Origin of the sequence: Rhodococcus sp. C3V (genome assembly GCF_029269915.1) — a bacterium.
In the GTDB taxonomy this organism is placed as follows: Bacteria; Actinomycetota; Actinomycetes; order Mycobacteriales; family Mycobacteriaceae; genus Rhodococcus_F; species Rhodococcus_F qingshengii.
The window spans coordinates 292,421-314,491 of the sequence record NZ_JARJBE010000005.1; the positions used below are offsets into that span (position 1 = coordinate 292,421).

Consider the following 22,071-nt stretch of genomic DNA (forward strand, 5'->3'; position numbering starts at 1 on the left):
TCGACAGCCGAGAAGCGTCAAAACTACCTCTCGAGTAGGGTCCGGATCGCCTCGACCACTTCGGCAGGCGCCTCTTCTGCCATGAAGTGACCTGCGGACAGCGTGCGGTGCTCGAGATCGGGCGCCCACGCTTTCCACAGGGCCTCGGCGTCGTAGCCGAGCATCGAGCCCCAGTCCTGCTGAATGACCGTGACCGGCATGTGCAGTTGGTTGCCCGCCTCCCGATCGGACTGATCGTGTTCGATGTCGATGCCTGCCGACGCCCGGTAATCGGCAACGATCGACGGCACCGCCTCCCGTGAGGCGCGCAGGTATTCCGCCCGCACGTCTACCGGAATCGCTTCGCGGTTCTGCGTCCACACGTCGAGAAAGTACTCGAAGAACGCATCGGCGCTGGCGCTGATCATCTGCTCGGGAAGACCAGGTGGCTGAGCCATGAGATAGAGATGGAACGCCACAGCAGCATTCGATCCATGCAGGATGTCCCACATATCCAGGGTGGGGAGCACGTCCAGCGAGCCGAGTTGCGTGATCACATCCGGATGATCCAGCCCCGCTCTGACGGCAACCAGTGCGCCACGATCGTGGCCGACGAGGGCAAACTTCTCGTGTCCCAATTTCCTGGCCACCTCGACGATGTCGGCAGCCATTGTTCGTTTGGAGTAGGTGTCCGGGTTTTCCTCGACCGGTTTGTCGCTGGCTCCGTATCCGCGTAGATCCGGGCAGATGACGGTGTGATCCGACGCCAAGGCAGTGGCTACGTGACGCCACATGAGGTGAGTCTGAGGGAAGCCGTGCAGAAGGACGAGTGGTGTTCCGCTTCCGCCGACCGCGACGTTGAGCCGCACTCCGTCTGCTGTGGAAATCTGCTGGTAGTCGAAGCCTGGAATGGTGATAGTCATCGATCGCTCTCGTTGGTCGGGGTGATGGCAGGTCGGGGTGATGGCAATCAGCTTCGCCGCAGTCGATGAGCGTTCGATGAGCGCGATAGCGTGGGGAAATGCGAGACCACACATTTGAAGCCCCGGCTTTCGGAGTGCTCGGACCCGTGGTCGCGTGGAACGAGTCTTCACACCAGATCGATCTGAAGGGTCCACGACACCGAGCGGTCCTCGCTCGTCTCGTCGTCGCCCGCGGACGTGTTGTTCCCGTGGACGTGATTGTCGACGACCTCTGGGTCGATCCTCCGTCCGGCGCTACCAGCGCAATACGTACGTTCGTTTCCGCTTTGAGGCGTGCGCTCGAACCGGATCGCGCGCCGCGAAAGAAGCCGAAAGTCATTGTCACCGAAGGGCCCGGTTACGCCTTTCATGCAGCACCCGACGCGGTCGACGCTTGGGAATTCGAAAGACTGGTGCGAGAAGCCGCAGATTCGACGCCGGCGCAATCACTCGAACTGCTCCGAACCGCGCTGCAACTGTGGAGAGGGCCGGCCTACGCGGAGTTCGCCGACGAGCCTTGGGCCCGAACGGAGCGATCGCGCTTGGAGGAACTGCGTCTGACTGCCGTCGAACGCTTGGCATCCGCGCAACTCGATCTCGGGCGAGCTGCCGAAGCGATTCCCGCTCTGGATGCCCACGTGACGGAACACCCTTGGCGCGAGGATGGTTGGCGACTACTCGCTCTCGCGCTGTACCGGTCCGATCGTCAAGGCGATGCTCTGGCAGTCCTACGTCGCGCACGGAAGTTACTCGCCGAAGAGTTGGGCATCGACCCTGGCCCACGACTGAACGACCTCGAGTCCGACATTCTCCGCCGGGAAACCCACCTGGATCCTGCAGGGGCAGAACAGATCTTCAGTCAGGTTTCGGCAGCGTACGACCGGACCGTAGCGGCAGGATCGAAATCGAGATTGGAGTCAACCGTCGGCCTCCTCCGAAGTTTGGCAGTTGCGGGCGGAAGCGGACTCGAGACTGCCCGAAACCAACGACTGACAATCATCGGCGCCGCTGAACAATTGGACGACGTCGAACTCACCGCGCGGATCATCGGCAATTACGACGTGCCCGGGATCTGGACGCGATCCGACGATCCTCGGCAGGCTACGCAGATCGTCGAGGCCGCTCAGCGCACTCTCGATCGACTTCCGGCCGGCAACGAACCCGCTCGGGCGAGACTGTTGGCGACAATCGCACTCGAATCGCGCGGACTGCCCGGTCATCACGGTCTCGAATGTGCCCGTGCCGCAGTACAGATCGGTCGCGCTCTCGACGATCCAGGGCTCCTGGCCTTCGCTCTGAACGGATTGTTCATGCAGACGTTCTGGACTACCGGTCTGGCCTCCGAGCGCGACGACATCGGCCGTGAACTGGTCGACCTCGCCATTCGACACGGCCTGGCTACCTTCGAGATCCTCGGCCATCTGATCCGCATGCAAGCCCTCAGCGCCCTTGGGCAATTCGATGCAGCCGAGCTATCTGCCGAGACGGTTGATCGATTGGCCGGACGTCACGAACGCCCCTTGGCAGCAGTGTTCACCACCTGGTTTCGCGCTGTGCGTACTGCCGCTACCGGCGCGGAGGCCGCGCACTGCGAGAAGCTGTACGAAGCTGCGGCGGTGAATCTTTCCGATGCCGGCATGCCGGGTCTCGCGGACGGCATACTCCCTCTCGCAATTCTCGCCCTCCGCGTATGGCGGGGACTGCCGGCGATTTTCGACCCGACCACGCAGTGGGGCCCCTACGAACCCTGGGCCCGGCCACACCTGCTCATCGCACAGGGGCAGACGAACGAAGCAGCGAAGGCCGTCGAGGCGTTGCCGGACCCGCCCGAAGACCTACTCTCCGAGGCACTGTGGTGCTTGACTGCCGCAGCGGCGACTGCAGTCGGCGACCGTCGAGTCAAGGAGCGTGCGCGAGCGGCGCTCCTACCTGCCGCCGCCGAAATAGCCGGCGCCGGAAGCGGAATGCTCACCGTGGGACCCGTCTCGCACTACCTGGCCGAATTGGAGCAGGGCTGAACCGTCAGGTGAATGCAATCACCGTCTCACCCCACGCCTCCCGGATCTCGCGGTCGAGATCAGCGACGACGGCATCGCGTTTGTCGATCAACAGTGTCGAGCGTGTGTCGGTGTCGTAAGTGGGCCACCCCGGGTCCGCACCCAGTTCGCGATCGTCCCCGGCGTCGTAATCGCCTGCAGCTCTGGCAAAGTCCAACCACCTCGCCTGCATGCGCTCAGAGACATGACGCGCCGCGCTCAAGCCACCCAACTTGTAGGTAATGTCTCGTGCCCCGTGGTTGATGTTGCCGAAGACGTAGGCAAGTTCGGTGCCGTGGGTCGCACCGATCTTCAGCGCCTTGAGCATCGGCGGCGCGTAGTCGAAGCGATACAACCACGTCGGCGCAACCTTGCTGTGCGCCTCGGCGATCCACAACGTAGGCAGCCGGAATCCGAAATCACGGGTCAAACCGAGACCGGCGCCCAGCTTGGACAGTCCCGAATACGCGCCTTCGATTTGAGAATGATCCGGTAGCTCGAGTCCTGGATGCTCGTCGGCGATCTCCGCGAACATCGACGTGATCACGACGGGATCGATCGGCATCAACGGCGACTTCATCATCCGGAAGAGCGAAGATTCGTCCTTGTTGGTTCCGATGATCAGCGGAATCGGGTGTGCATTGCCGTGACGGAACGCGCGCACCGGGTAGTCAGGGAGCAGATCACCGTCGACGATCGGCGCGAACGCCAAAGTGCCAGGCGTCTCCTGGGGGACGCGAGCAAACAGTTCGTCTGACGGCCCGATCAAGTCTTCGGCAGACGTGGACCGCAACAGACCCAGATCGCTTCCGCCGCTGAAGATCTCGAGAAACAGCTTCGCGACGATCTCACCACGTTCACTACCGTACACCGAAGTGGCGGGCGAACTTTCGGCAATAGCGCGATGAAACAGGCCGCGAGCGGACGGGACGGTCATCAGCGTCGTCACCGCGCCGCCACCTGCCGACTCGCCGAACAACGTCACTTTGTCGGGATCGCCACCGAAAGCCGCGATGTTGCCTTGAACCCATTGCAGCGCTGCAATCATGTCGCGGAGAGCGACATTGGGCTCGAAGGTATGTTCACTCGAATTGAAGGACGAGAAATCGACGAAGCCGAACACACCGATGCGGTAGTTGATCGAGACGACGACAACGTCGCCGTTCTCAGCCAATGTGGTTGCGTCGAAAAGTGGTTGGCTGGACGCTCCGCGGAAATACGCTCCGCCGTGAATCCAGACCATCACCGGTTTACCCGGCGCATCAGAACCGACGGGGCCCGGTGCCCACACGTTGAGGAACAGGCAGTCTTCGTCCATCGGAACGTTCTCACCGAGCGGGATCATCGCGAGCCGACTTTGCGGCTCACACGGTCCGAATTCTGTTGCGTCCTGGACCTCGGTCCACGGCTGCGGCGGAACCGGCGCGCGAAATCGCAGCGCACCGACCGGAGGTGCCGCGTAACGAATCCCCTTCCAACTCGACACCGAGCCTTTCGTCGATCCTCGAACCGGCCCGTACGTTGTCTCGACTACCGGCGCTTCGCTGGGTGTGATCGTCATTCGATTTCTCCTCGAAAACAAGTTGCTACTTCGACAGGGCTTCGACAACGTGCGAGAGTTCCAATGCTGCCAGCATCAGGAACAAAACGGTCATGATTGCCGCATTGTGGCGGATCAGAGTGCTTTTGGTGGCGCTCAGTGCATCGGTCACCTTCGCCGAGGGCACGGCAGCCAATGCTGACAGCACGATCAAGGCGATGGACGCCGCTACCGCGAACAGAACGGAGTACGCGACCACTGATACCCAGCCGAGGTGCCCGCCACCGATGATCGAACCTGCCTTGAGTTCGAGCGGCAGGTTCTTCGCGTTGGGTACGGTCAACAACAGTCCCAGAACCGCAGCTTTGGCCGGTTGCATCGAGTCGATCTGCGCCAGCCACGACGGCATCGCCGGCTCGGCATCGTCTTTCGGACGGCCACGCCAACTCGAGTACGCGAGCGCCAGAAAACCGACAGTGAACACGACGGCGAACACCGTCTGGACGGTATGCGCGCTGCCGCTGGACTTCGATTCCACTCCGGTGGTCGAGAGTGCCGTCGCTGCTGTGATCGCTGCCGCGGCCAGCACGATGCTCGCGGTGTACGCGAATGCATTTGCCTTCGCCCGAGTGGACAGCAGGATCGCGATGATCGCAACCAGAGGAATCGGGCTGATGACGACGCCGGTGGCGAGTGGGATGAGCTGCGCAGTAATCGATTCCATTTCTGCGACCGTACAAGCGGCCAATCCGGCCATTGGCGAAACGTTCGGCCTCCACGACATCGCCACTCACGGTGTCACAGAAGCACGGCTGTGAGGACCACCCGGTCTTCCTCTTCGACAAGTTCGAGGGACGTTACCGTACCGGCGAGCGATTCAAGCCCGATCCCTGAGTCCCGTGCCACCGGCATCCGACCCGGCGAACTGATCCGCACTACTACCGCCCGAGCATCGGCGAGTGTCACCTCGAGGAAGACGGGCCCTCCTGCACCGTGTTTCACGGCGTTGGTCAGTCCCTCCGACAGGATCTCCACCACGCTGTCGAGCCGAGCGGAGCCGGAACCGATCACCGCCCAGACTTCGTCGTCGACGTGACTGACGACCGGAATTGCGTAGCGCCACACCGTGACAAGATCATCGATACGCTTTCGGGCATCGGAGTCAGCCGGCTGATCGGATGACGCAGACAGGTCGCTTTCCAAGCCGTCGAGAATGTGGGCAATGGTTGCCGCAACATCGACTGGGCGACCGGCAACGGCGCCCGAAGACCATGCGGCCGCTACGAGTTCGCCCTGCACCGACGAGTGCAACAACCTGGCCAGTCCACGTCGGGTGTGCATGAGCTCGGCATGGATACGAGCTGCATCGAGCGCTTGCCGGCTCAGGGCACTGCGGAGTTGACGCTCCTCGTCCTGACGCTGCGTATCCGCAGCCCTGATCAGGCAGACGGACAGCGCAACCAACGGGTAGACGGCCATCGACGAGAGATAGAAAGTCGGGGTACGGCCGAACACCGTCAGGAGCAGCCACGTCGCGGTACTGCTGATCAGCGCACTCGAGCAGTACACCGCAGAAAGAGTCGCGATCCGTCTCAGAGGGCCGTCTCCGCTGCTGACAACTCGGCGAGCGCACGCATTGCCACCGACGAAGAGCCAGAAACCGACGCCGAGCTGGACCGCCGTGAACGTCACGCCGTAAGTCGTGAGCAGGTAGACGGTCACCAGTGCCGTGTACGCGAACACCGGTACGTACAGTGGCGCCGGTTCAACGCTGCGTACGACGCCGATCAGTCGATCTCTCGCCGTCAGCCGCACAGTCGGCGTCGGTGATTCGATCGGGGGAATCTCCCGGAACAGTCGATGACTCATCGGGCGAACCACGTCGTCGGAGATTCGCTTCAAGAGCGCTGCTCCTCGTACGCCCTCGAGTTCCGTTTCAGCAACCGCGTGCATGACTGTCTCGATACTGCGCTCGAGCTCTCGCCGACACTGCGCACGGGTTTGGTCGAGGCGGAATCGATCCCGGGTCTGTTGGAGTTGGACGGCGGCCCCGGCAACCTTCAAACTCCGTTGCAGCGCGAGGCGGTCACGGAGAGCGCTTACCAGTACGGCGGTCAACGACAAGAAGACAACGCTGCACACGACGTTGAGTCCCACCCGGACGAGCATCGGTCTGGGGTCGACGGGGAGTTCGAGCGAGCGGGTGATCGCGTCGAGGACGAACGGGCGGATCGCGCCGATCATTGCGAACAGGGCCAGGGCTGCGAGCTGCGATCGGTGTGCTGCAAGAACAGCCCTCGCCATCAGCAGCATCACCCCGACAACGCAGTGGGTCGCGAAGGCGCCGACTGCCATCACGCCTACTTCGCGCACCCCGGTACACAGGTAGTAGTTGGCCATCACGGTCACCGCGAACGGCAGCGTCAGAATCCAGGACCACTTGGTGACGATGTTCCGATCACCGAGACGAAGCCACCACTCGCGCGGGTTCACACCGAGTCGGTCACTTCGGGCACACCGAAATGGCGGATGAAGATACTCGCAGCAAGCACTCGCGGATTGGTGGACGAATCGTGCGTCAATCCCAGGCTCTCGAGAGTGCGCGCGATGAGCTTCTCCACACCTCGGATCGAGGACCCACGATGCGCTGCGATTGCGCTGTTCGACCACCCGAGCGAGATGTAACGCAGAAGATCGAGCTGTGATCTGGTGAGGCTCGACAAGGCGGAGTCCGGATCACTCCCGAGCGTCGGTGGCTCGGTTTCCGTCAACGCGGCCTCCACTACGCCGATCAACTGATCCGCCGACTGGACAGCCGCCTTGTCCACGAACAGCGATTTCGGCGGCACACCCGCAGAACCTGGCGCTGTCGATGCGTTGGGGTAGTTCGTCAGGAACACGATCGCGCAATGCGGAGCCTTCACGGTGACGATGTTTGCGAGATCGACGCCGTTCGGCCGCACGCCAAGGTCGATGTCGGTGACCAAGAGGTCAGGATCGAATCCGTCGAACTCCGTGAGCGCTTCGACCGCCGATCCGGCCGTATGGACCACGAACCCGGCGTGTGTGAGCGTGTCACCGACGAGCACACGCATCAGTGGTTGGTCTTCCACCACCAACACCCGTCGCACCCACTGGCTGGTCTCCATGACCAGAGATTAACCGTTGGGAGAGTGCGTATTCGACCGAGCAGGTGGTGAGGGATTCCGAGTAACACGGCAGTTATCAACCATGCGGGTTCCAAGCATTTCGCCCGATATGTCCCAAGCGTCGGAGCGCAGGGTGTTCCGAGTACACACCCCTTCGACCATCAGGACGGGCCATGACCGCACCGATCACCCCGAAGAACACCGCAGTACGACGAGCGACTCTGCTGGCAGTATGCGTGAGCACCGCGATGCTCATGCTCGACATCGCCGTCGTCAACACCGCCCTGCCGTCGATCGCATCCGATCTCGATACCGGAGTCAGCGCCCTGCAATGGGTGATCGACGCGTACACGCTGGCATTGGCGACGGTGGTTCTCAGCGCCGGATCGTGGGCAGACCGACGGGGTCGACGCCATGTTTTCGTCATCGGCATTCTGTGGTTCACCACGGCATCTCTGTTCTGCGCTCTGGCGCCGAACATCTGGGTGCTCGACCTCGCGCGGGCCGCTCAGGGTATCGGCGGTGCCGTACTCTTCGCCTGCTCACTTGCCTTGCTGGCGGACGTGTTCGAGAAGGGTCCCCAGCGCGCGACTGCTCTGGCTGCATACGGCGCCACGATCGGGGGCGCGTTTGCCGTCGGCCCACTGGTGGGCGGGTTGCTCACCGAGTTGTTGGATTGGCGCGCAATCTTTTTGATCAACGTTCCGATCGGGTTGATCACACTGGCGATGACGGTGCGGTGGGTTCCCGAGTCACGCGATCCTCGACCTCGCCGCGCGGACGTGCCCGGGCAGATTCTGGTGTCCACCGGCCTGGCAGCTCTGGTGTTCGGTTTGTTACGCGGTAACGAGGATGGGTGGTTCGAGCCGCAGCCGATGATCGCCGCAGTGATCGCCGCGGCCGCCATGATCGGTTTCTCCCTGCACGAGCTTCGTACCACCGAGCCCATGCTGCCCCCGCATCTGCTCGCCAATCGGGCCTTCGCCGGAGCGCAGATCGCAGCGTTCTCGATCTCCGCCTCCCTGTTCGCCGTCTTCGTCTACACGACCATCTACCTGCAGAACGTACTGCATCTGTCTCCCGTGGACGCCGGCCTGGTGTATCTACCGGCGACGATAGCGATGTTCGTCGTCGCGGGCGCCACCGCGAAATTGGACGGGCGCATCCCCGTCTCGGTCTCGTTGACGTGCTCGCTTCTACTCGTCTCGGTGGGGCTGGTCATGATGACGGTCGTCGACGTGACCAGTTCGCCGTACGCGATACTTCCCGGATTTGTTGTCGCGTGCGTGGGGGCCGGGGTGTTCAACCCCGTCATGAGTGGGTTGGTTCTGGGCGAAAGCACTTCGAACCATTCCGGATTGGCCGCAGGGATCAACGACGCGTTCCGGCAGACCGGCATCGCAGTCGGGGTTGCCGTGCTCGGCGCCTTCCTTCCGGCGCAGTCGATGCTGCCCGGCGGATCACCGGACGAGTTTGTCGGTGGACTTCGGTTGGCACTGTTTGTCGCAGCCTTCATCGCAGCTCTCGGTGCGTTGGTCTGTGCGGCGACGCTGCGCACTACCAGCGTCAATCAGACTCTTTCCGAGGAATCCGAGCAGATGTTGACGAGAACTAGTTGACCGTTTTGTCCTGCATGTATGAATTTTGCTCCTTAGAATCGAACCGTCCTGCGTCCGCAGGTACGAGGGGAAACGGATGATCTATCGACTGCTCGGGCCGTTGGAGGTCGCACGGGGTCCGGCGACGAGCGACGTGATCGATCTGGGCCCTCGAAAACAACGAACGGTCCTTGCCGTTCTACTGCTCAACCGTGGTCGCGTCGTCTCCACCGACCGGCTGATCGATGCTCTCTGGCACGACGACGCACCGGCGAGTGCGATGGCAAGCATCCAGGCATACATCTCCAACCTGCGCCGAGCACTACGCGTCGAAACCGGTACGGCGTCACCGATAGTGCGTCAATCGCCGGGCTATGTCCTCGAGGTCACTCCGGCAGACGTCGATCTGTCGGTGTTTCTCGACGACGCCGAAACGGCGCGACAACACGCTGAGAACGAACGGTGGCAGGAGGCTTTGACGACCGCTGACCGTGCCCTCGCCTCGGTCCGGGGGCAGCTTCTGGACGACCTGAACGACGCGCACTGGGTGGAGGTGGAAGCCGCAGCCTTCGAGGAAGTGCGGACCGAGTGCCGGGAGACCCGGATAACGGCGCTTCTGGCTCTGGGGCGCCTGGCACCCGCGCTGGTCGAAGCTGCTCAACTCTGTGGTGAGTACCCGTTCCGCGACCGGACCTGCTGGCTGCGAATGGTTGCCCTGCATCGGGCGGGCAGGTCACCGGAAGCCTTGGAACAGTTTCGATTACACGCGTCTCGGCTCGACGCCGAGCTGGGACTGGAGCCCGGCGGGGAGCTGACAGCATTGCAAGGCGCGATCCTGCGCCACGAACCCGGCCTGGCCGCCTGGCCGCGCACTCCGGGATGGACGGGGGCCGAACAAGTGTCGGTCCCGGCTTCTCCCCCAGCCGTAGCAGCGATGCCCGAGACGGATTCCTCACGCTTGTTCGTCGGGCGCGACGCTCAGACGATTGTCGCCGACAAGATGCTCGACGACGTTCGCCGTGGCTCACCTCGCTGGTTGATCTTGACCGGCCCCGCCGGCATCGGCAAGACACGATTCGCCGAGGAGTGTTCGTCGAGAACAACGTCCATTCGAGGAGCCACCGTCTGGGCACGTTGCCCGGAGGACGACGGAACGCCGCCGTGGTGGCCGATCCGCCGACTGGTTCGGGAACTCGGAGCCGACGCCGATTTCGTACTGACGCCGCCGACGGACATCGATCCGGACGAAGCGAGATTTGCCGTCTACGAACGGGTTCGCACCACCATCGAAGCTGCGGCGAAAGATGCACTGTTGACCGTCGTCATCGACGACATTCAATGGGCCGATCCCACGTCCCTTCGTTGCCTGACCTACCTGGTCGGCGCAATGACCAGTGCCAGAGTCTGGTTCGTGTCGACGCTCCGAGACTCGGAAGTCGGGTCGGCAGTGCGCAAGTTCGAAGAAGCCGTACTCCACGGCGAAGGAAACCGAACCATGATTGTGCCGGCGCTCGCGCAGGGCGAGGTTGCAACACTCGCAAGGTGCGTCTCCGGGGACACGCTCGACGACGCGGAGGCGCGAACCCTGGCGGAACGAACCGGCGGCAACCCGCTGTTCGTCTCGGAGTACGCCAGGCTTCCCCGGAACGAGCGACTGGGCGACGGCATCCCCGTCGCCGTTCGATCTGTCCTCGGTCGACGGCTTGCCGCAGTGGAACCGGCAGTGTTGCACGCTCTTCGGGTTGCCGCAGTTATCGGCGACGCCATCGAGGTGTACACACTGGCCGCAGCCACCCGTCTCGATGTCGACACTCTCGCCGACCATCTCGACGCGGCTGCTGATGAACGAATCATCGTCGCGGACTCGGCAAACGGCGGTTACGTCTTTGCTCACGGCCTTCTCCGAGACGAAGTCCTCGAAGCGATACCCACGCTTCGTCGCCAGCGGATACATGCCCGAGTTGCCGAAGTGCTCGAAAATTCCTCCGATCCGGACCGGCTGAGCCGCCGCGCGCAACATCTGATGTCGGCACTTCCCCTGGTCGATCCACTCGTCGTTCTGGAGGCATGCACGGCTGCAGCTCAGGATGCGACCGATCGGTGGAGTTCGGAGACCGCGGCCGAGTGGTGGGAGGCAGCTGTCCGCGCGTTCGACTTACTTCCGGTGTCCCAGCAATCCGCTGACGATCGGGACGACCTGCTGGTGGCCAGAGTCGAGGCCCTCGCCCGCGCAGGTCGAGGGCAGACAGTTCTCGACGTCGTCAATGCCGGTCTCCTCGAGGCTGTTCGGGAGGGGCGAACCTCCGCCGTCGGACGATTGGCAGGCGCATTACTTCGGGCCGCCGGTGCGTGGCCGTGGGTTTCCTACGGTACCGATCCGGGACCACTGCTCGAACGGCTCGCGGCGGTCGAGCCCTTGGTCGAGAACGACAGGTCAGCTCACGCACGGGTTCTTGCTGCGCTGGCGGTGGGAAGTTGCTACCACCCCGAAGCCGAGATCCCGAATCGATGGAGCGCCCGTGCTCTCGACATCGCCCGCGAACTCGACGATTCGGATGTGATCGCGGACGCGCTGCTCGGACGGATTCTGCTTTTCTCCGGAGTCGCGGTGCACAGCGCGGAGTCCATGCGCCTACTGCGCGAGCTTTTCGAACTGCCGCACCAACAATCGCGTGTCGACAGCGTCGTCGCACACGCCGTCGCGAGCATGACGGAGATGAATCTGGCCAATGTCGATGCCGCCGTCAAACACGTCAGGCAGGGGATCATCGGCTGCGAGCTACTGAGACTCCCGGTGGTTCGGGTCCAATTACGCTGGATGGAAGCAACTCTCGCCGAATGGTACGGAGACTTCGCGCAAGCCCGCCGGCAGTACGAGACGGCCAGGCAGATCCATCTGCAAACGGAGTTGTACACGGCTGGCAGCGCAGATCTGGCGTTCAACACTCTGGAATGGGAGCGAGGTGCGTTGGCAGAATCTGATCCCGGTGTCGTGGAACCTGATTCGTGGACCATCGCCATCGATGCCGCCCGAGGCGAGCGCGAGGCCACTTCCGAAGGCATCAAGAAGTGGCTGATCAATCGCGGGCCACAGACGTGGACGACATTGGGACACCAGACACTACTTGCACGCGTCGTGGCAGATCTGGAACTGGTCGAATACGCCGACACGTTCATCGGCCTTCTCTCGCCATACACCGGCTGCATCGCAACGGTGGGCCATGTCGGTGAACTGGGCTCGGTCGCCGAAGCCTCCGCGCGTCTGCACGCGCTTCTCGGTCACGTCGAGCAGGCATCGACTCTCCTGGATCAGGCCGAGAAGATCGCCACTGGCTCCGGTGGAGCACCAACACTGCTGCGCTGTCGACTGCTTCGGGCGCTGCTTCGAGAGCCGTCCGCCGAACGTGAACGGGAGCTGACGGAAGTGGCGGCCGAATCGGAGACACTCGGCATGCGGGGCGTAGCTGAACGAGCGCGATCGACATGGCCCTGAACTGCGAGAATGCGCTTGGATAAAACTTGGATCCGCTTGGGATACATACGTCAAGAACCACCCAAGCCTGTTCGGACATCCTTCCCTTGACCGAAAGACGGATGAGGAAAGGAAGACCATGAACCTTCAAACCCCCACGCTCGACGCCGCGGTCGAATCACTGCGCGCAGAGGTGACCGGCTCCGTTTCCCTGCCTGGCGAAACGGGATACGAGTTGGCGATTCCGTGGAATGCAGCGGTTCCCGTCGCGCCTGGCGCTGTGGTGGCAGTCGAGAGCGCGCAAGACATTGCCGCAACTGTGCGATTCGCGGCGAAGTTGGGTCTGCGCGTCGGTGTTCAGCGCACCGGCCACGGCGCGGTCCCTCTCGGCAGTGACGTTCTCCTCGTCCACACCGGCAGGCTCACGGAGTGCGTCGTCGACCCCGAAAACCGCACTGCCCGAATCGGCGCGGGCTTGATCTGGCAGGACGTCATCGACGCTGCCGCACCCCACGGCTTGGCGCCACTGGCAGGTTCTTCACCCACTGTCGGAGTCGCCGGCTTCCTCACCGGTGCCGGCATCGGCCCGTTGGTGCGCACGTACGGGCTGTCGTCGGATCACGTTCGTTCGTTCGACATCGTCACCGGCAGTGGCGAACTCATTCATGTCACCCCCGACGAACATGCCGAATTGTTCTGGGGGCTACGCGGCGGCAAGGCCACACTGGGCATTGTCACAGCCATCGAGATCGACCTACTACCTGTCACCCACTTCTACGGCGGTGCACTCTATTTCGACGGCGCAGATGCAAGCGCGGTCGCGCACGCCTGGCTGGACTGGGGCGCCGACCTGCCTGAGCACAGCTCGACCTCTCTTGCCTTTCTGCAACTTCCACCCCTTCCACAGGTTCCGCCGCCGCTGGCCGGCAGGCTCACCGTCGCGGTCAGATTCGCAAGTCTTGCCGAGGAATCCGATGCCAAGTCACTGATCGACCGAATCCGTTCAATCGCAACACCCTTGATCGACGCAGTCGGTGTGCTGCCTTATGCCGCCCTCGGGGCAGTGCACGCCGATCCCGTCGACCCGATGCCGACGCACGAATCCACGGCATTGACCAACGAGCTGTCACACGAGGCCGTCGACGCATTGCTGGCCGCTGCCGGCCCCGGATCCGGTTCACCCCAAACCGTCGTCGAATTACGTCTCCTCGGGGGCGCCCTCGCACGGGAACCTGAGCACCGCAGCGCCTTCTGCCATCGGGACGCTGCCTTCTCGCTGTTCACCGTCGGAGTTCTTGCCCCACCGATGGTCGACGCGGTAGTCCCGCACGCCGAGACTCTCGGACGAACGATGGCGCCATGGACGAACGGGCATGCACTGCCCAACTTCGCGCCGAGCGTCGACCCGGAGAAGATCGCCCGCACCTACGACGAGGACACCGCTCACTGGCTGAGCGCTTTGGCGGACACGCATGATCCACAGGGAGTTCTGGCCGTCGGTCAGGTCATGCGCCGGATCTCCTGAACTTCGCCAACTCTCGCAACCGGACCAGATCCCAGGCGTGCCGGGGGCGACGGATGCCCGGTCGATCTCGGGGGACTCTGACCCTCAGCGCCTGCGGACTGACCGTGCATCTGACCGGAGTTGGCATCACCAGCGCCTCGCCGTCGACGCCGACCGGAATCTCGTCGGTGTCGGCGTCGACGATCACCTCGAATCCGGTGCCCTGAGCCAGACCGTGTTGATGCGCCCGATGGAGCAACCCGATGGCCTGACGGGCACTGCTGACGGAGATCGCGACGATTCCGAGAGTGCCCCGGTCCAATCGCGGCCGATGACCGAGCCCCGCCAGGTCGTTCATCTCGTACGGGCCGTTGCTGACCAGCACAGCCTGTGGACCCACCGCGGACACGCTCGGGGAGCGCGCAGTCAGCACCGCTCCGGCACGTCCGGCGAGGAGATCCGGGAGCATCTGCAAGAAGGTGCTGGTCTTGGCGTCGCGGTACTCCGGACTCTGGACTACCTCGGCGTACGCCCCGAACGATGCGTTGTTGACGAAAGTTCGACCGCCGACATTTCCCAGATCCACCGTGACCTCGACGCCATCGACGAGCGCGTCGAGGCACCGAGACGGATCCTCGAGATCGAGCCCCAGATCCGCGGCGAAGTGGTTGCGCGTTCCCGCGCTGACGACGAGGAAGGGCAGGTCGTGTTCGGCCGCGACAGCAGCAACCAGTGCCTGTGTTCCGTCGCCACCGGCCACACCGAGTAGGTCGGCGCCGTCCGCGACCGCCTGCCTGGCCAAGGCCGTCACGTCGATCTTCTCGGGCCCCTCGAGCAGTGCGACCGTGGCCCCCCGTTCCTCGGCCTTGCGTTTCAAGTCGAACTTCTCGACCTTGCCACCACCGGAGTTCGGGTTCATCACGAAGAACGGCTTGACGGGCGGCGGTGCCGGTCGCTCGACAACCGGCAATTCCTTCTCCTCCCCCGCCAAGGCGGTGCGAGCGCAGATACCGGCTACGACGAACAACCCGATCGCGAGCAGCACCACCCACAGGAGTCGTTCTCGGACCAGGAAGGTGAGCACCACGATCGGGGTCAGTACCACCACCGCCAACGAGATCCAGCGGAGGAATCCGCGGGTGGTCAGAAACCAGTACACGGCTACGACGCACACGACCACCCCACCGATCCCCAGGATCAGCATGGTCAAGGCTTTCAGTCCGGCGAAGATCAGGAGCACCGCGACTGCAAGAACCAGGGCCGCGAAGGCTGCGCGCGCCAACCAACTCTGTTTCGACGAGGGCCGATCCGTGTGGGCAGAGGTCGTCATCGAGCCACCTCCCCGCGATTGTCATTTCGGCCGGTACTTCGACGCTATCCCTTCAACGCAGGCCAGTCACCTACCGGCAAGAATCTCGCGATCGCGCACTGCTACTTTATGACGACACCTCGTCATAAAAAGGAGTAGCCGTGACAACACCGACGTCCGAAGCGTGGGAATCCGCCGAAGGAACCCTGACCGGCATTCGGAAAGCCGGACTCCACGGACTGCGTTGGACGGCCTGGTTGGCCGGCGCGACAGGTCTCTCACAGTTGGTGTCGATCGGGCTGAACTTCACCGACACTGTCAGCGGAATCGTTCCGGCCACGTACCCGCCTGTAGATGTGGCGTGCAGCGTCGTCGCGCTCGTTCTTCTGGTCGGCCTGCTTGTCGGCCGCCCCAACGGTCCCGCGATGTTGTCGAGTCTCGCCCTCCTCATGGCCATGCTGATGGCGCCCACCCTTCACAAACATGCACCCGAGTCGCTCTGGCTGGCGGCGGCACACGCCGTCTCGGTCGTCGCCGTCATCACGCTGTCCGTGATGACTTCGCGGTTCTCCAGTGCCGAGTTGGATCGGTCGTGACACCGGATTCACCCCTCTCGCTTGCAGCCGAGGAATGGATCACTGATCTCACTACCGCGGAGATGGAGCGATTGCGCAAACGCACGACGCTCACACTCGCCGAAGAACAAGAGGTCTGCCGATCCGTACGCTCGATCGCGCAGCAGATGATGCTCGCACCCGTCTCGATGTGGCAAGGTGATCCGCGCCTTGTTGCGGACCTGTTCGACCTCCCCGTGACCGTGAATCAGACCCAGGAGGATCGACCATGCCGAAGTTGACCGGTGGCGCGACAACCGCAGAGCACAAAATCGCCACCCGAGAAGCCATGTTGGACGCATTCATTCGCGAACTTCACGAGCAGGGCTGGCAAAACGTGAAGCTGCAGACCGTGGCCCAGGCGGCCGGCGTCTCGCGGACAGCGGTGTACAACTACTTCCCCGACAAATCCGCGTTGCTGCTCGCCTGGTCCACCCGCGAGATGGATAGATTCCTACTCCTGGCCGAGCGTGAACTCGCGGACCGCGAGAATCCTGTGGACCGACTCGAAATCCTCGTCAAACTGACACTCGTCGAGTTCTCACTGCAACGATTCACAGGAATCGCGTTGGTCGAATTGTTGTCAGCGCAGGATCGCGAAAGTTTCCTCGAACATATTGTCCCGCTGTCGGTTCTGGTCGAACAGCTCGTCCAGGAAGGTGTCGACGCCGGTGTCTTTGTCGATTCCGATGCTGCCGCATCCGCGCAACTCATCCTCGCCTGCGTGGAAAGCCGACGCCCGATGCTCATGGCCGGCGACCGAGTGGACGCCGTCGTAGCGACCACCGTCCCGTTCATCATGCGCGCGTTGGGCGTTGCGTGGCCGACTTCCCTCGCGGCCGAACCCTCCGATCGCTCTGCTCACGATCGGTAGGATCGCAGATATGCATTTCGACCTCCCGCCCATCGATCAGCAGGCCGAGCGATTGATCGAACTCGGTGTTCACGAGATGGCCGGACTTTCTGCCGGCGATGTCAGGGAGGCCGCAACCGGGCACGGTGATGTCGGACTACTCACCGTGCACGAAAAACTGGCTCCGGCTTCAGTTCTGACTCCGCTGCTCGAGCTCGAGAACAAGCGCGGATTCATAGTCGTCGACATGGCGGACGTCGATTTGTTCGCCCCCACCGAGCAGGCAACGCTGCCCGAAAGCTCATTACATCTGCTCAGTGGAGTCGACCGCGGGGATCACCTGGCCAACTGGAGCCCGGACGAAGCATTGCCCGCAATCGTCGACGCAGACCGTACGCCGCTGACGCTTACCGAAGGCATCCACTGGCTGTTGCAGCGCCCCGACATTCTCGAACGCGGAAAGTGTTTCATGACCATCGGCTCCCGACTGCGCAAACCTGACGGATCCTTCGACACCAGAACTCCCGCCGTGTGGATCAGCAACGGAACCGGTCGCGACGGCAAAGACAACCGCAACGCCCCGAAAGTCGGGTGGTGCTGGTGGGGTAACCGCCACACGTGGTTGGGGTTCGCATCGGCGAGCGACCGGGTACCGCTCCCGAACTAGAGCACGGTGGCGCGGTCGAATCGGTACCGATCCTTCCACGGCATCTCGGCCTCGAGCATTGCAGCGGCAGAGAGTAATTCCGCGTCGCAACCCCATTTCGCCGAGATCATCACGCCGAGTGGAACGCCGTCTTCCGTCCAACCGAGTGGCAGACTGATCGACGGGAAACCGGTTGCATTGGCGACGACGGTGTTTCCTGTGAAAGCGACCATGTCGATCAGTTCGGTCGCGGGGTCTTCGTCGTTGCGCAACTCCCCGATCGCAAGCGGCGGCTTCGTCACAGTCGGAGTGACAACAAGGTCGGCGTCGGCGTAGTCGAGACTCCATCGCCGCGCCCAGGCCTGAACAATACCGATTGCCGCGGCCAGCTCACCCGAAGACACCTCCTTTGCTTGAACTCGCAAGTGCTGCACTATCGGACGCAGAAGGTGTTCGTACTCCTCCGGGATCGGCTTGGTTCCCGCCAAAGACGAGAACATCTTGACGAAAGCATCGATGAAAATGTCATCGCGAGCCTGCGGTCGCTCGAACACGTTGTGGCCCAGCCCCTCCAGCACAGACCCAACCTTCGATACAGCAGCCGAGAGCTGCGCATCCACGGCTCCGCCGGAGACCGATCCGTGAGCAAGAGCGACGGTCAAGGGGCGAGCCCGAACTCCCCCAGCCTGTACGACGAACTCTTCGAACGACTTCGGCCGAGGCGGGTGGATAGTTCCGGCGCCGGGTCGCGTCGCCAGAACGTCCAGCAGCGCAGCGGTATCGCGAACTGTCCGGGCGATCGGCCCCTTGCTCGCAAATCCGAAGTTGTCATGCCCCGCCACGCCCATCGTGATCAAACCGCGGCTCGGCTTGAGGCCGACGACTCCGCACGTACTTGCCGGCGAACGCAACGAACCGGCGGTGTCACTTCCCTGTGCAAACGGCACCAGACCAGCGCCGACGGCGGCAGCAGCGCCGCCACTGCTGCCGGCGGCACTCCGCGTGCGATCGAACGGACTGCGAGCAGGCGGAGCGACTTCCGGCTCGGTGTAACAGGCTGCCCCGAACTCGGGCACCGTCGTCTTACCGATGTCGATCAACCCACCTTCTCGGATCGCCTCGACGATCTCGTCGTCAGCGTCCGGCACGAAGTCGCGAAAGAGCGCCGATCCGAAGGTCGTGCGAATGCCGCGCGTTGCATCGAGGTCTTTGATTGCCGTCGGAACGCCGAACAGCCGCGGAAGGGGCCCGGCGTCCCGCTCGTCCAACCTGCGCTGCGCTTGTTCGGCGAGGGCGACTGCGTGCTCCCCTGCGATCGTCGTGAAGGCGCCGACGTCATCGGAAGTGGTCGCACGGTCGACGAAGTACCTGGTGACTTCGGGAATCGAGACCTGTTTGGCGGCGATCACACCGGCAAGTTCGACGGCGGACAGTTGATGGAGATCGGTCATCGGGCAGCGCTCCTTGGAGGTCGATGGACACTTGTAATTTCGATACGCGTATCGCTATTGTTGTCAGCATGGTATCCGAATCCACCAGCTCTGCAAGGGCTGGTCGACCAAAAGCATTGAGTCACAGACAGATTCTTGATGCCGCGGCAGAGATCGCCGATACGGACGGCCTGGATGCGGTGTCATTTCGAGTGCTCGCCGAACGACTCGGCATATCGCCGATGTCCGTCCACCGCACAACCGGCGGCATCGACGCCTTGAGGCGAGATCTGATCTCGACTCTCGTAGGCGAAGCCGTCTCGTCGATCGACTGGCCGACCGACTGGCGCGGGGTTGCCCGCACGTTCGCCTACGGCCTCCACGACCTCCTGATGCGCCATCCCCTGGTCCTGGAAGCCCATCGGCAGGCATCACTGGAAGCACCCGGGGCCGACGATACCGCCCACCGAGTCGTGAGCGCCCTTTCCTTGGCAGGCCTCGAGGACGAGCAGGCCACGTACGCATACGGCGCGCTGCATGATTTCGTCACCGGACACGTCGCAATTCAATTGGGACGCGGCGCTTTCGACAGCGCACCTGCCGATCGACGCGAGGCATCGGTGTTCGCACTTCATCACGATCCCACCCGAAGGTTCGAGTTCGGAGTCGCCCTCATCCTGGACGGTGTGGCGTCGATCGCGCAGCAAGGAACCACATCATGACGAGCAGCGTGACCACAACCGAAATTCGCGACGCGTCGGGGCGTCGTATCGCATTCTGCGAGTACGGCGATCCGACTGGCCACCCGGTAGTCGTGGCCCACGGATCACCTGGCAGCCGATACGAAGGGCTCTCACTCCACAACGCGTCTTCGACGGCAGGCATACGGCTGATAGTCCCCGATCGACCCGGCTTCGGACGCACGGATCCGTACACGGACAAGGGATTTCATTCCTGGGACGACGACTACGTCACCCTGGTCGATCACCTCGAGTTGGGCTCGGCCACACTGATGGGTTTCTCCGGAGGCGGCGGTTACGCGCTCGCAGTCGCTGCAGCCGTTCCCGAACGAGTCTCGAAACTGGTGCTGGCGTGCGCCATGATCCCCGGGGCACCGCGAAATACTTTGCGACGCAGAATAAAACTGGTATCTGCGTTGTACTTTGCCGCCAACTGGGCTCCCCGTGTGGCCGGCGCAATGCTCGCAGGAACCGGAGTGTTCTCCAAGCTACGCAGCGACTCAGTCTCGATCTGGCCGGCCGCCGATCAGGCCGTCATGACCGACGAGGTACATCGCCCCGCTCTCCAGTTGGATTCATCCGAAGGGATCGCACAGGGCGGATCCGCAGGGGTTGTCGACTTGGCTCGGTATCGCCACGAGGTGCCTGGACTCTTCCAATCGATCTCGGTACCAACGGTTTTCCTACACGGAACCGACGACGGAAACGTACCCATCGAAGTAGCCCGCTGGGCACACTCGTTGATTCCCGACTCTCGCTTCGAAGAGATCAACGGAGGCGGCCATCTGTTCGTCGTCGCCGACCCCACTCCACTCCTTCGCGCCCTCGCCTAATTCCCTCTTGACTCGAACGCGTGTTCGAGTATCCTTTGGGGAGGGGATCGGGGGATTCAATGAGTGTCTTGTTGTCGGACGTGGTGTCTGGTTCTGCGGTGGGGTTACGCGGACGGTTGTGGCAGTTGTCTGCTGCAGAGTTGCGCGCTGCTGCGGCGTCGGCGAGTGCGGAGATTCTGCGCCTCGAAGCCGTTCGTGTGGCGGTGGTCGACGAGTTGTCGTTGCGTTCCGATGATCAGGTGATTGCCAGCCGCGGAGTGGGGTCCTGGTTGGCGGCCAACACGATGCTGCAGGTTCGGGACGGGAAGAAGATCGCCGCGTTAGGTGCAGCTTTGCGGCCGTTTCCGGCGGTGGCGGCTCGGTTCGATTGCGGGGATTGCTCGTTCGAGCACGCCGTGTTGATCGTGGCGTTCTGTGAATCACCGCCGAAGGGGATGCCGGAGGAGGCGCTACCGAAGTGCATCGATTTGTTGTTGGCTGCTGCGTCGGGTGTGGAGGCGACGACGACGAAGGTGCGGAATGTGATCGCGACTTTGGAGCGGTTGTTCGAATCGGATGAGATTCCGCCCGCCGAAGATGTCGAGCTGAATGAGTTGCGGATCGCGTCGACGCTGAATGGTCGGGTGGTGGTGCGTGGTGATTTCGACGCCCTCACCGGTGAAATGCTGCTCTCGGCCCTGTCGAAGCTGACGATGCCGACCCCGGCACCGGATGGAACCCCCGATGCCCGGTCGGCGGCGAAGCGGACCGCGGACGGGTTCACCGAACTGATCCGCCGCTATCTGGACTGCGCCAAGACCGGTACCGATGGTGGTCAACGACCGCATGTGAACGTGCACATCAATGCTCGCGATCTGGCGGAGCATCGGGATTGTGCCGCACAGTCTTCGGATTCGGATGATGACGGCTCACTGGAGCCGGCCGATCTTGATGTCGGGCACATGCCCTGGCTCGGACCGCTGTCGGTATCGCAGACCAGGCTCCTCGGGTGTGATTGTTTCCTCTCCACTGTTCTGCTCGACGATCACGGCGCGCCCTTGGATGCACAACCAGGAAAGAGGTTGGTCACCGCCGAACAGCGAGTGGCGTTGATCGCCCGAGACAAAGGCTGCGCCTTCCCGGGCTGCACATGTGTGCCCGCGTGGACCGATGCGCACCACATTAGGCACTGGGCGAACGGCGGCCCGACGGTGATGAACAACCTGGTCCTGCTGTGCCGTTCGCACCACCGGTTGATGCACCGGAAATCAGGGTTCGTCGGGAAGTGGGCGATTCGGATCGGTGTCGACAACAAACCGTGGTTCATCCCGCCACCCTCGATCGACCCGCAGCAGCACCCGCGACCGGCGAACACCACCTTCAAAACCTGAGAGGTCAAACCTCTTTGGCGACAACAGAACACGGAC

General features: G+C 63.0%; 18 protein-coding genes. 11 read left to right on the top strand and 7 right to left on the bottom strand.

What is annotated here, in order from left to right; translation table 11 throughout:
- Window positions 1–23: 23 nt before the first annotated feature.
- Window positions 24–902, bottom strand: a complete 879-nt coding sequence (locus P3G66_RS16225; protein WP_003942926.1) for an alpha/beta hydrolase — start codon at window positions 900–902, stop codon at window positions 24–26.
- Window positions 903–1,000: 98 nt separating this feature from the next.
- On the opposite strand from P3G66_RS16225, the gene P3G66_RS16230 reads away from it, so the two are divergent.
- Complete coding sequence (locus P3G66_RS16230; protein WP_276116847.1) at window positions 1,001–2,959, top strand: BTAD domain-containing putative transcriptional regulator; 1,959 nt, start codon at window positions 1,001–1,003, stop codon at window positions 2,957–2,959.
- A 4-nt stretch (window positions 2,960–2,963) separates the two neighbouring features.
- On the opposite strand, the gene P3G66_RS16235 is transcribed toward P3G66_RS16230, so the two are convergent.
- From P3G66_RS16235 to P3G66_RS16250, 4 genes are all read right to left on the bottom strand, one after another.
- The gene (locus P3G66_RS16235; RefSeq protein ID WP_003943103.1) at window positions 2,964–4,538 is read right to left on the bottom strand and encodes a carboxylesterase/lipase family protein; all 1,575 of its coding nucleotides are present in this window, start codon (window positions 4,536–4,538) and stop codon (window positions 2,964–2,966) included.
- A gap of 25 nt (window positions 4,539–4,563) precedes the next feature.
- Window positions 4,564–5,241: a GAP family protein gene (locus P3G66_RS16240; RefSeq protein ID WP_003942973.1), complete on the bottom strand. Its 678-nt coding sequence runs from the start codon at window positions 5,239–5,241 to the stop codon at window positions 4,564–4,566.
- A gap of 74 nt (window positions 5,242–5,315) precedes the next feature.
- A complete protein-coding gene (locus P3G66_RS16245) occupies window positions 5,316–7,010 on the bottom strand; it encodes a two-component system, sensor protein (RefSeq protein ID WP_214925783.1) in 1,695 nt (564 codons plus the stop codon).
- Window positions 7,007–7,666: a response regulator gene (locus tag P3G66_RS16250; protein ID WP_050794016.1), complete on the bottom strand. Its 660-nt coding sequence runs from the start codon at window positions 7,664–7,666 to the stop codon at window positions 7,007–7,009. The genes P3G66_RS16245 and P3G66_RS16250 overlap by 4 nt, the downstream gene beginning before the upstream one ends.
- 173 nt (window positions 7,667–7,839) lie before the next feature.
- Between P3G66_RS16250 and P3G66_RS16255 the strand changes: the two genes are divergently transcribed.
- From P3G66_RS16255 to P3G66_RS16265, 3 genes are all read left to right on the top strand, one after another.
- Window positions 7,840–9,285, top strand: coding sequence for an MFS transporter (locus tag P3G66_RS16255; protein WP_219467184.1), 1,446 nt, complete (start codon window positions 7,840–7,842; stop codon window positions 9,283–9,285).
- Between the two features lie 76 nt (window positions 9,286–9,361).
- Window positions 9,362–12,757, top strand: a complete 3,396-nt coding sequence (locus tag P3G66_RS16260) for a BTAD domain-containing putative transcriptional regulator (RefSeq protein ID WP_276116848.1) — start codon at window positions 9,362–9,364, stop codon at window positions 12,755–12,757.
- Between the two features lie 118 nt (window positions 12,758–12,875).
- Window positions 12,876–14,261: an FAD-binding oxidoreductase gene (locus P3G66_RS16265; RefSeq protein WP_064075087.1), complete on the top strand. Its 1,386-nt coding sequence runs from the start codon at window positions 12,876–12,878 to the stop codon at window positions 14,259–14,261.
- Here the strand turns inward: P3G66_RS16265 and P3G66_RS16270 are convergent.
- On the bottom strand, window positions 14,242–15,570 hold the full coding sequence (locus tag P3G66_RS16270) for a diacylglycerol kinase family protein (RefSeq protein WP_003943249.1): 1,329 nt from the start codon (window positions 15,568–15,570) through the stop codon (window positions 14,242–14,244). The two genes, P3G66_RS16265 and P3G66_RS16270, sit on opposite strands and share 20 nt — an antisense overlap.
- Window positions 15,571–15,710: 140 nt before the next feature.
- Between P3G66_RS16270 and P3G66_RS16275 the strand changes: the two genes are divergently transcribed.
- From P3G66_RS16275 to P3G66_RS16290, 4 genes are read left to right on the top strand one after another with little or no spacing between them, the layout of a single operon-like run.
- A complete protein-coding gene (locus P3G66_RS16275; RefSeq protein ID WP_208690091.1) occupies window positions 15,711–16,145 on the top strand; it encodes a hypothetical protein in 435 nt (144 codons plus the stop codon).
- Window positions 16,142–16,405: a hypothetical protein gene (locus tag P3G66_RS16280; protein WP_007730221.1), complete on the top strand. Its 264-nt coding sequence runs from the start codon at window positions 16,142–16,144 to the stop codon at window positions 16,403–16,405. The genes P3G66_RS16275 and P3G66_RS16280 overlap by 4 nt, the downstream gene beginning before the upstream one ends.
- On the top strand, window positions 16,393–17,037 hold the full coding sequence (locus P3G66_RS16285; protein ID WP_054188290.1) for a TetR/AcrR family transcriptional regulator: 645 nt from the start codon (window positions 16,393–16,395) through the stop codon (window positions 17,035–17,037). The genes P3G66_RS16280 and P3G66_RS16285 overlap by 13 nt, the downstream gene beginning before the upstream one ends.
- A 10-nt stretch (window positions 17,038–17,047) precedes the next feature.
- Window positions 17,048–17,683: a DUF5701 family protein gene (locus P3G66_RS16290; protein WP_003942937.1), complete on the top strand. Its 636-nt coding sequence runs from the start codon at window positions 17,048–17,050 to the stop codon at window positions 17,681–17,683.
- Here P3G66_RS16290 and P3G66_RS16295 read toward each other — a convergent pair.
- Complete coding sequence (locus P3G66_RS16295; protein WP_276116849.1) at window positions 17,680–19,113, bottom strand: amidase; 1,434 nt, start codon at window positions 19,111–19,113, stop codon at window positions 17,680–17,682. The genes P3G66_RS16290 and P3G66_RS16295 overlap by 4 nt on opposite strands.
- Before the next feature lie 116 nt (window positions 19,114–19,229).
- Between P3G66_RS16295 and P3G66_RS16300 the strand changes: the two genes are divergently transcribed.
- Genes P3G66_RS16300 through P3G66_RS16310 form a run of 3 tightly spaced genes read left to right on the top strand, consistent with a single transcriptional unit; the run spans window position 19,230 to window position 22,035 of the window.
- A complete protein-coding gene (locus P3G66_RS16300; RefSeq protein WP_230359246.1) occupies window positions 19,230–19,814 on the top strand; it encodes a TetR/AcrR family transcriptional regulator C-terminal domain-containing protein in 585 nt (194 codons plus the stop codon).
- Window positions 19,811–20,665, top strand: a complete 855-nt coding sequence (locus P3G66_RS16305; protein ID WP_276116850.1) for an alpha/beta hydrolase — start codon at window positions 19,811–19,813, stop codon at window positions 20,663–20,665. Before P3G66_RS16300 ends, P3G66_RS16305 begins: the two co-directional genes overlap by 4 nt.
- Window positions 20,666–20,724: 59 nt before the next feature.
- Entirely contained in the window at window positions 20,725–22,035 is a 1,311-nt protein-coding gene (locus P3G66_RS16310; RefSeq protein ID WP_276116851.1) for an HNH endonuclease signature motif containing protein, read from the top strand.
- The last annotated feature ends 36 nt before the right edge of the window (window positions 22,036–22,071 follow it).

Coding starts and splice junctions, on each gene's coding strand:
- P3G66_RS16255 (WP_219467184.1), top strand. CDS start 7,840: ATGACCGCACCGATCACCCCGAAGAACACCGCAGTACGACGAGCGACT.
- P3G66_RS16305 (WP_276116850.1), top strand. CDS start 19,811: ATGACGAGCAGCGTGACCACAACCGAAATTCGCGACGCGTCGGGGCGT.
- P3G66_RS16230 (WP_276116847.1), top strand. CDS start 1,001: ATGCGAGACCACACATTTGAAGCCCCGGCTTTCGGAGTGCTCGGACCC.
- P3G66_RS16250 (WP_050794016.1), bottom strand. CDS start 7,666: ATGGAGACCAGCCAGTGGGTGCGACGGGTGTTGGTGGTGGAAGACCAA.
- P3G66_RS16290 (WP_003942937.1), top strand. CDS start 17,048: ATGCATTTCGACCTCCCGCCCATCGATCAGCAGGCCGAGCGATTGATC.
- P3G66_RS16235 (WP_003943103.1), bottom strand. CDS start 4,538: ATGACGATCACACCCAGCGAAGCGCCGGTAGTCGAGACAACGTACGGG.
- P3G66_RS16270 (WP_003943249.1), bottom strand. CDS start 15,570: ATGACGACCTCTGCCCACACGGATCGGCCCTCGTCGAAACAGAGTTGG.
- P3G66_RS16295 (WP_276116849.1), bottom strand. CDS start 19,113: ATGACCGATCTCCATCAACTGTCCGCCGTCGAACTTGCCGGTGTGATC.
- P3G66_RS16240 (WP_003942973.1), bottom strand. CDS start 5,241: ATGGAATCGATTACTGCGCAGCTCATCCCACTCGCCACCGGCGTCGTC.
- P3G66_RS16260 (WP_276116848.1), top strand. CDS start 9,362: ATGATCTATCGACTGCTCGGGCCGTTGGAGGTCGCACGGGGTCCGGCG.
- P3G66_RS16285 (WP_054188290.1), top strand. CDS start 16,393: ATGCCGAAGTTGACCGGTGGCGCGACAACCGCAGAGCACAAAATCGCC.
- P3G66_RS16225 (WP_003942926.1), bottom strand. CDS start 902: ATGACTATCACCATTCCAGGCTTCGACTACCAGCAGATTTCCACAGCA.
- P3G66_RS16265 (WP_064075087.1), top strand. CDS start 12,876: ATGAACCTTCAAACCCCCACGCTCGACGCCGCGGTCGAATCACTGCGC.
- P3G66_RS16310 (WP_276116851.1), top strand. CDS start 20,725: ATGAGTGTCTTGTTGTCGGACGTGGTGTCTGGTTCTGCGGTGGGGTTA.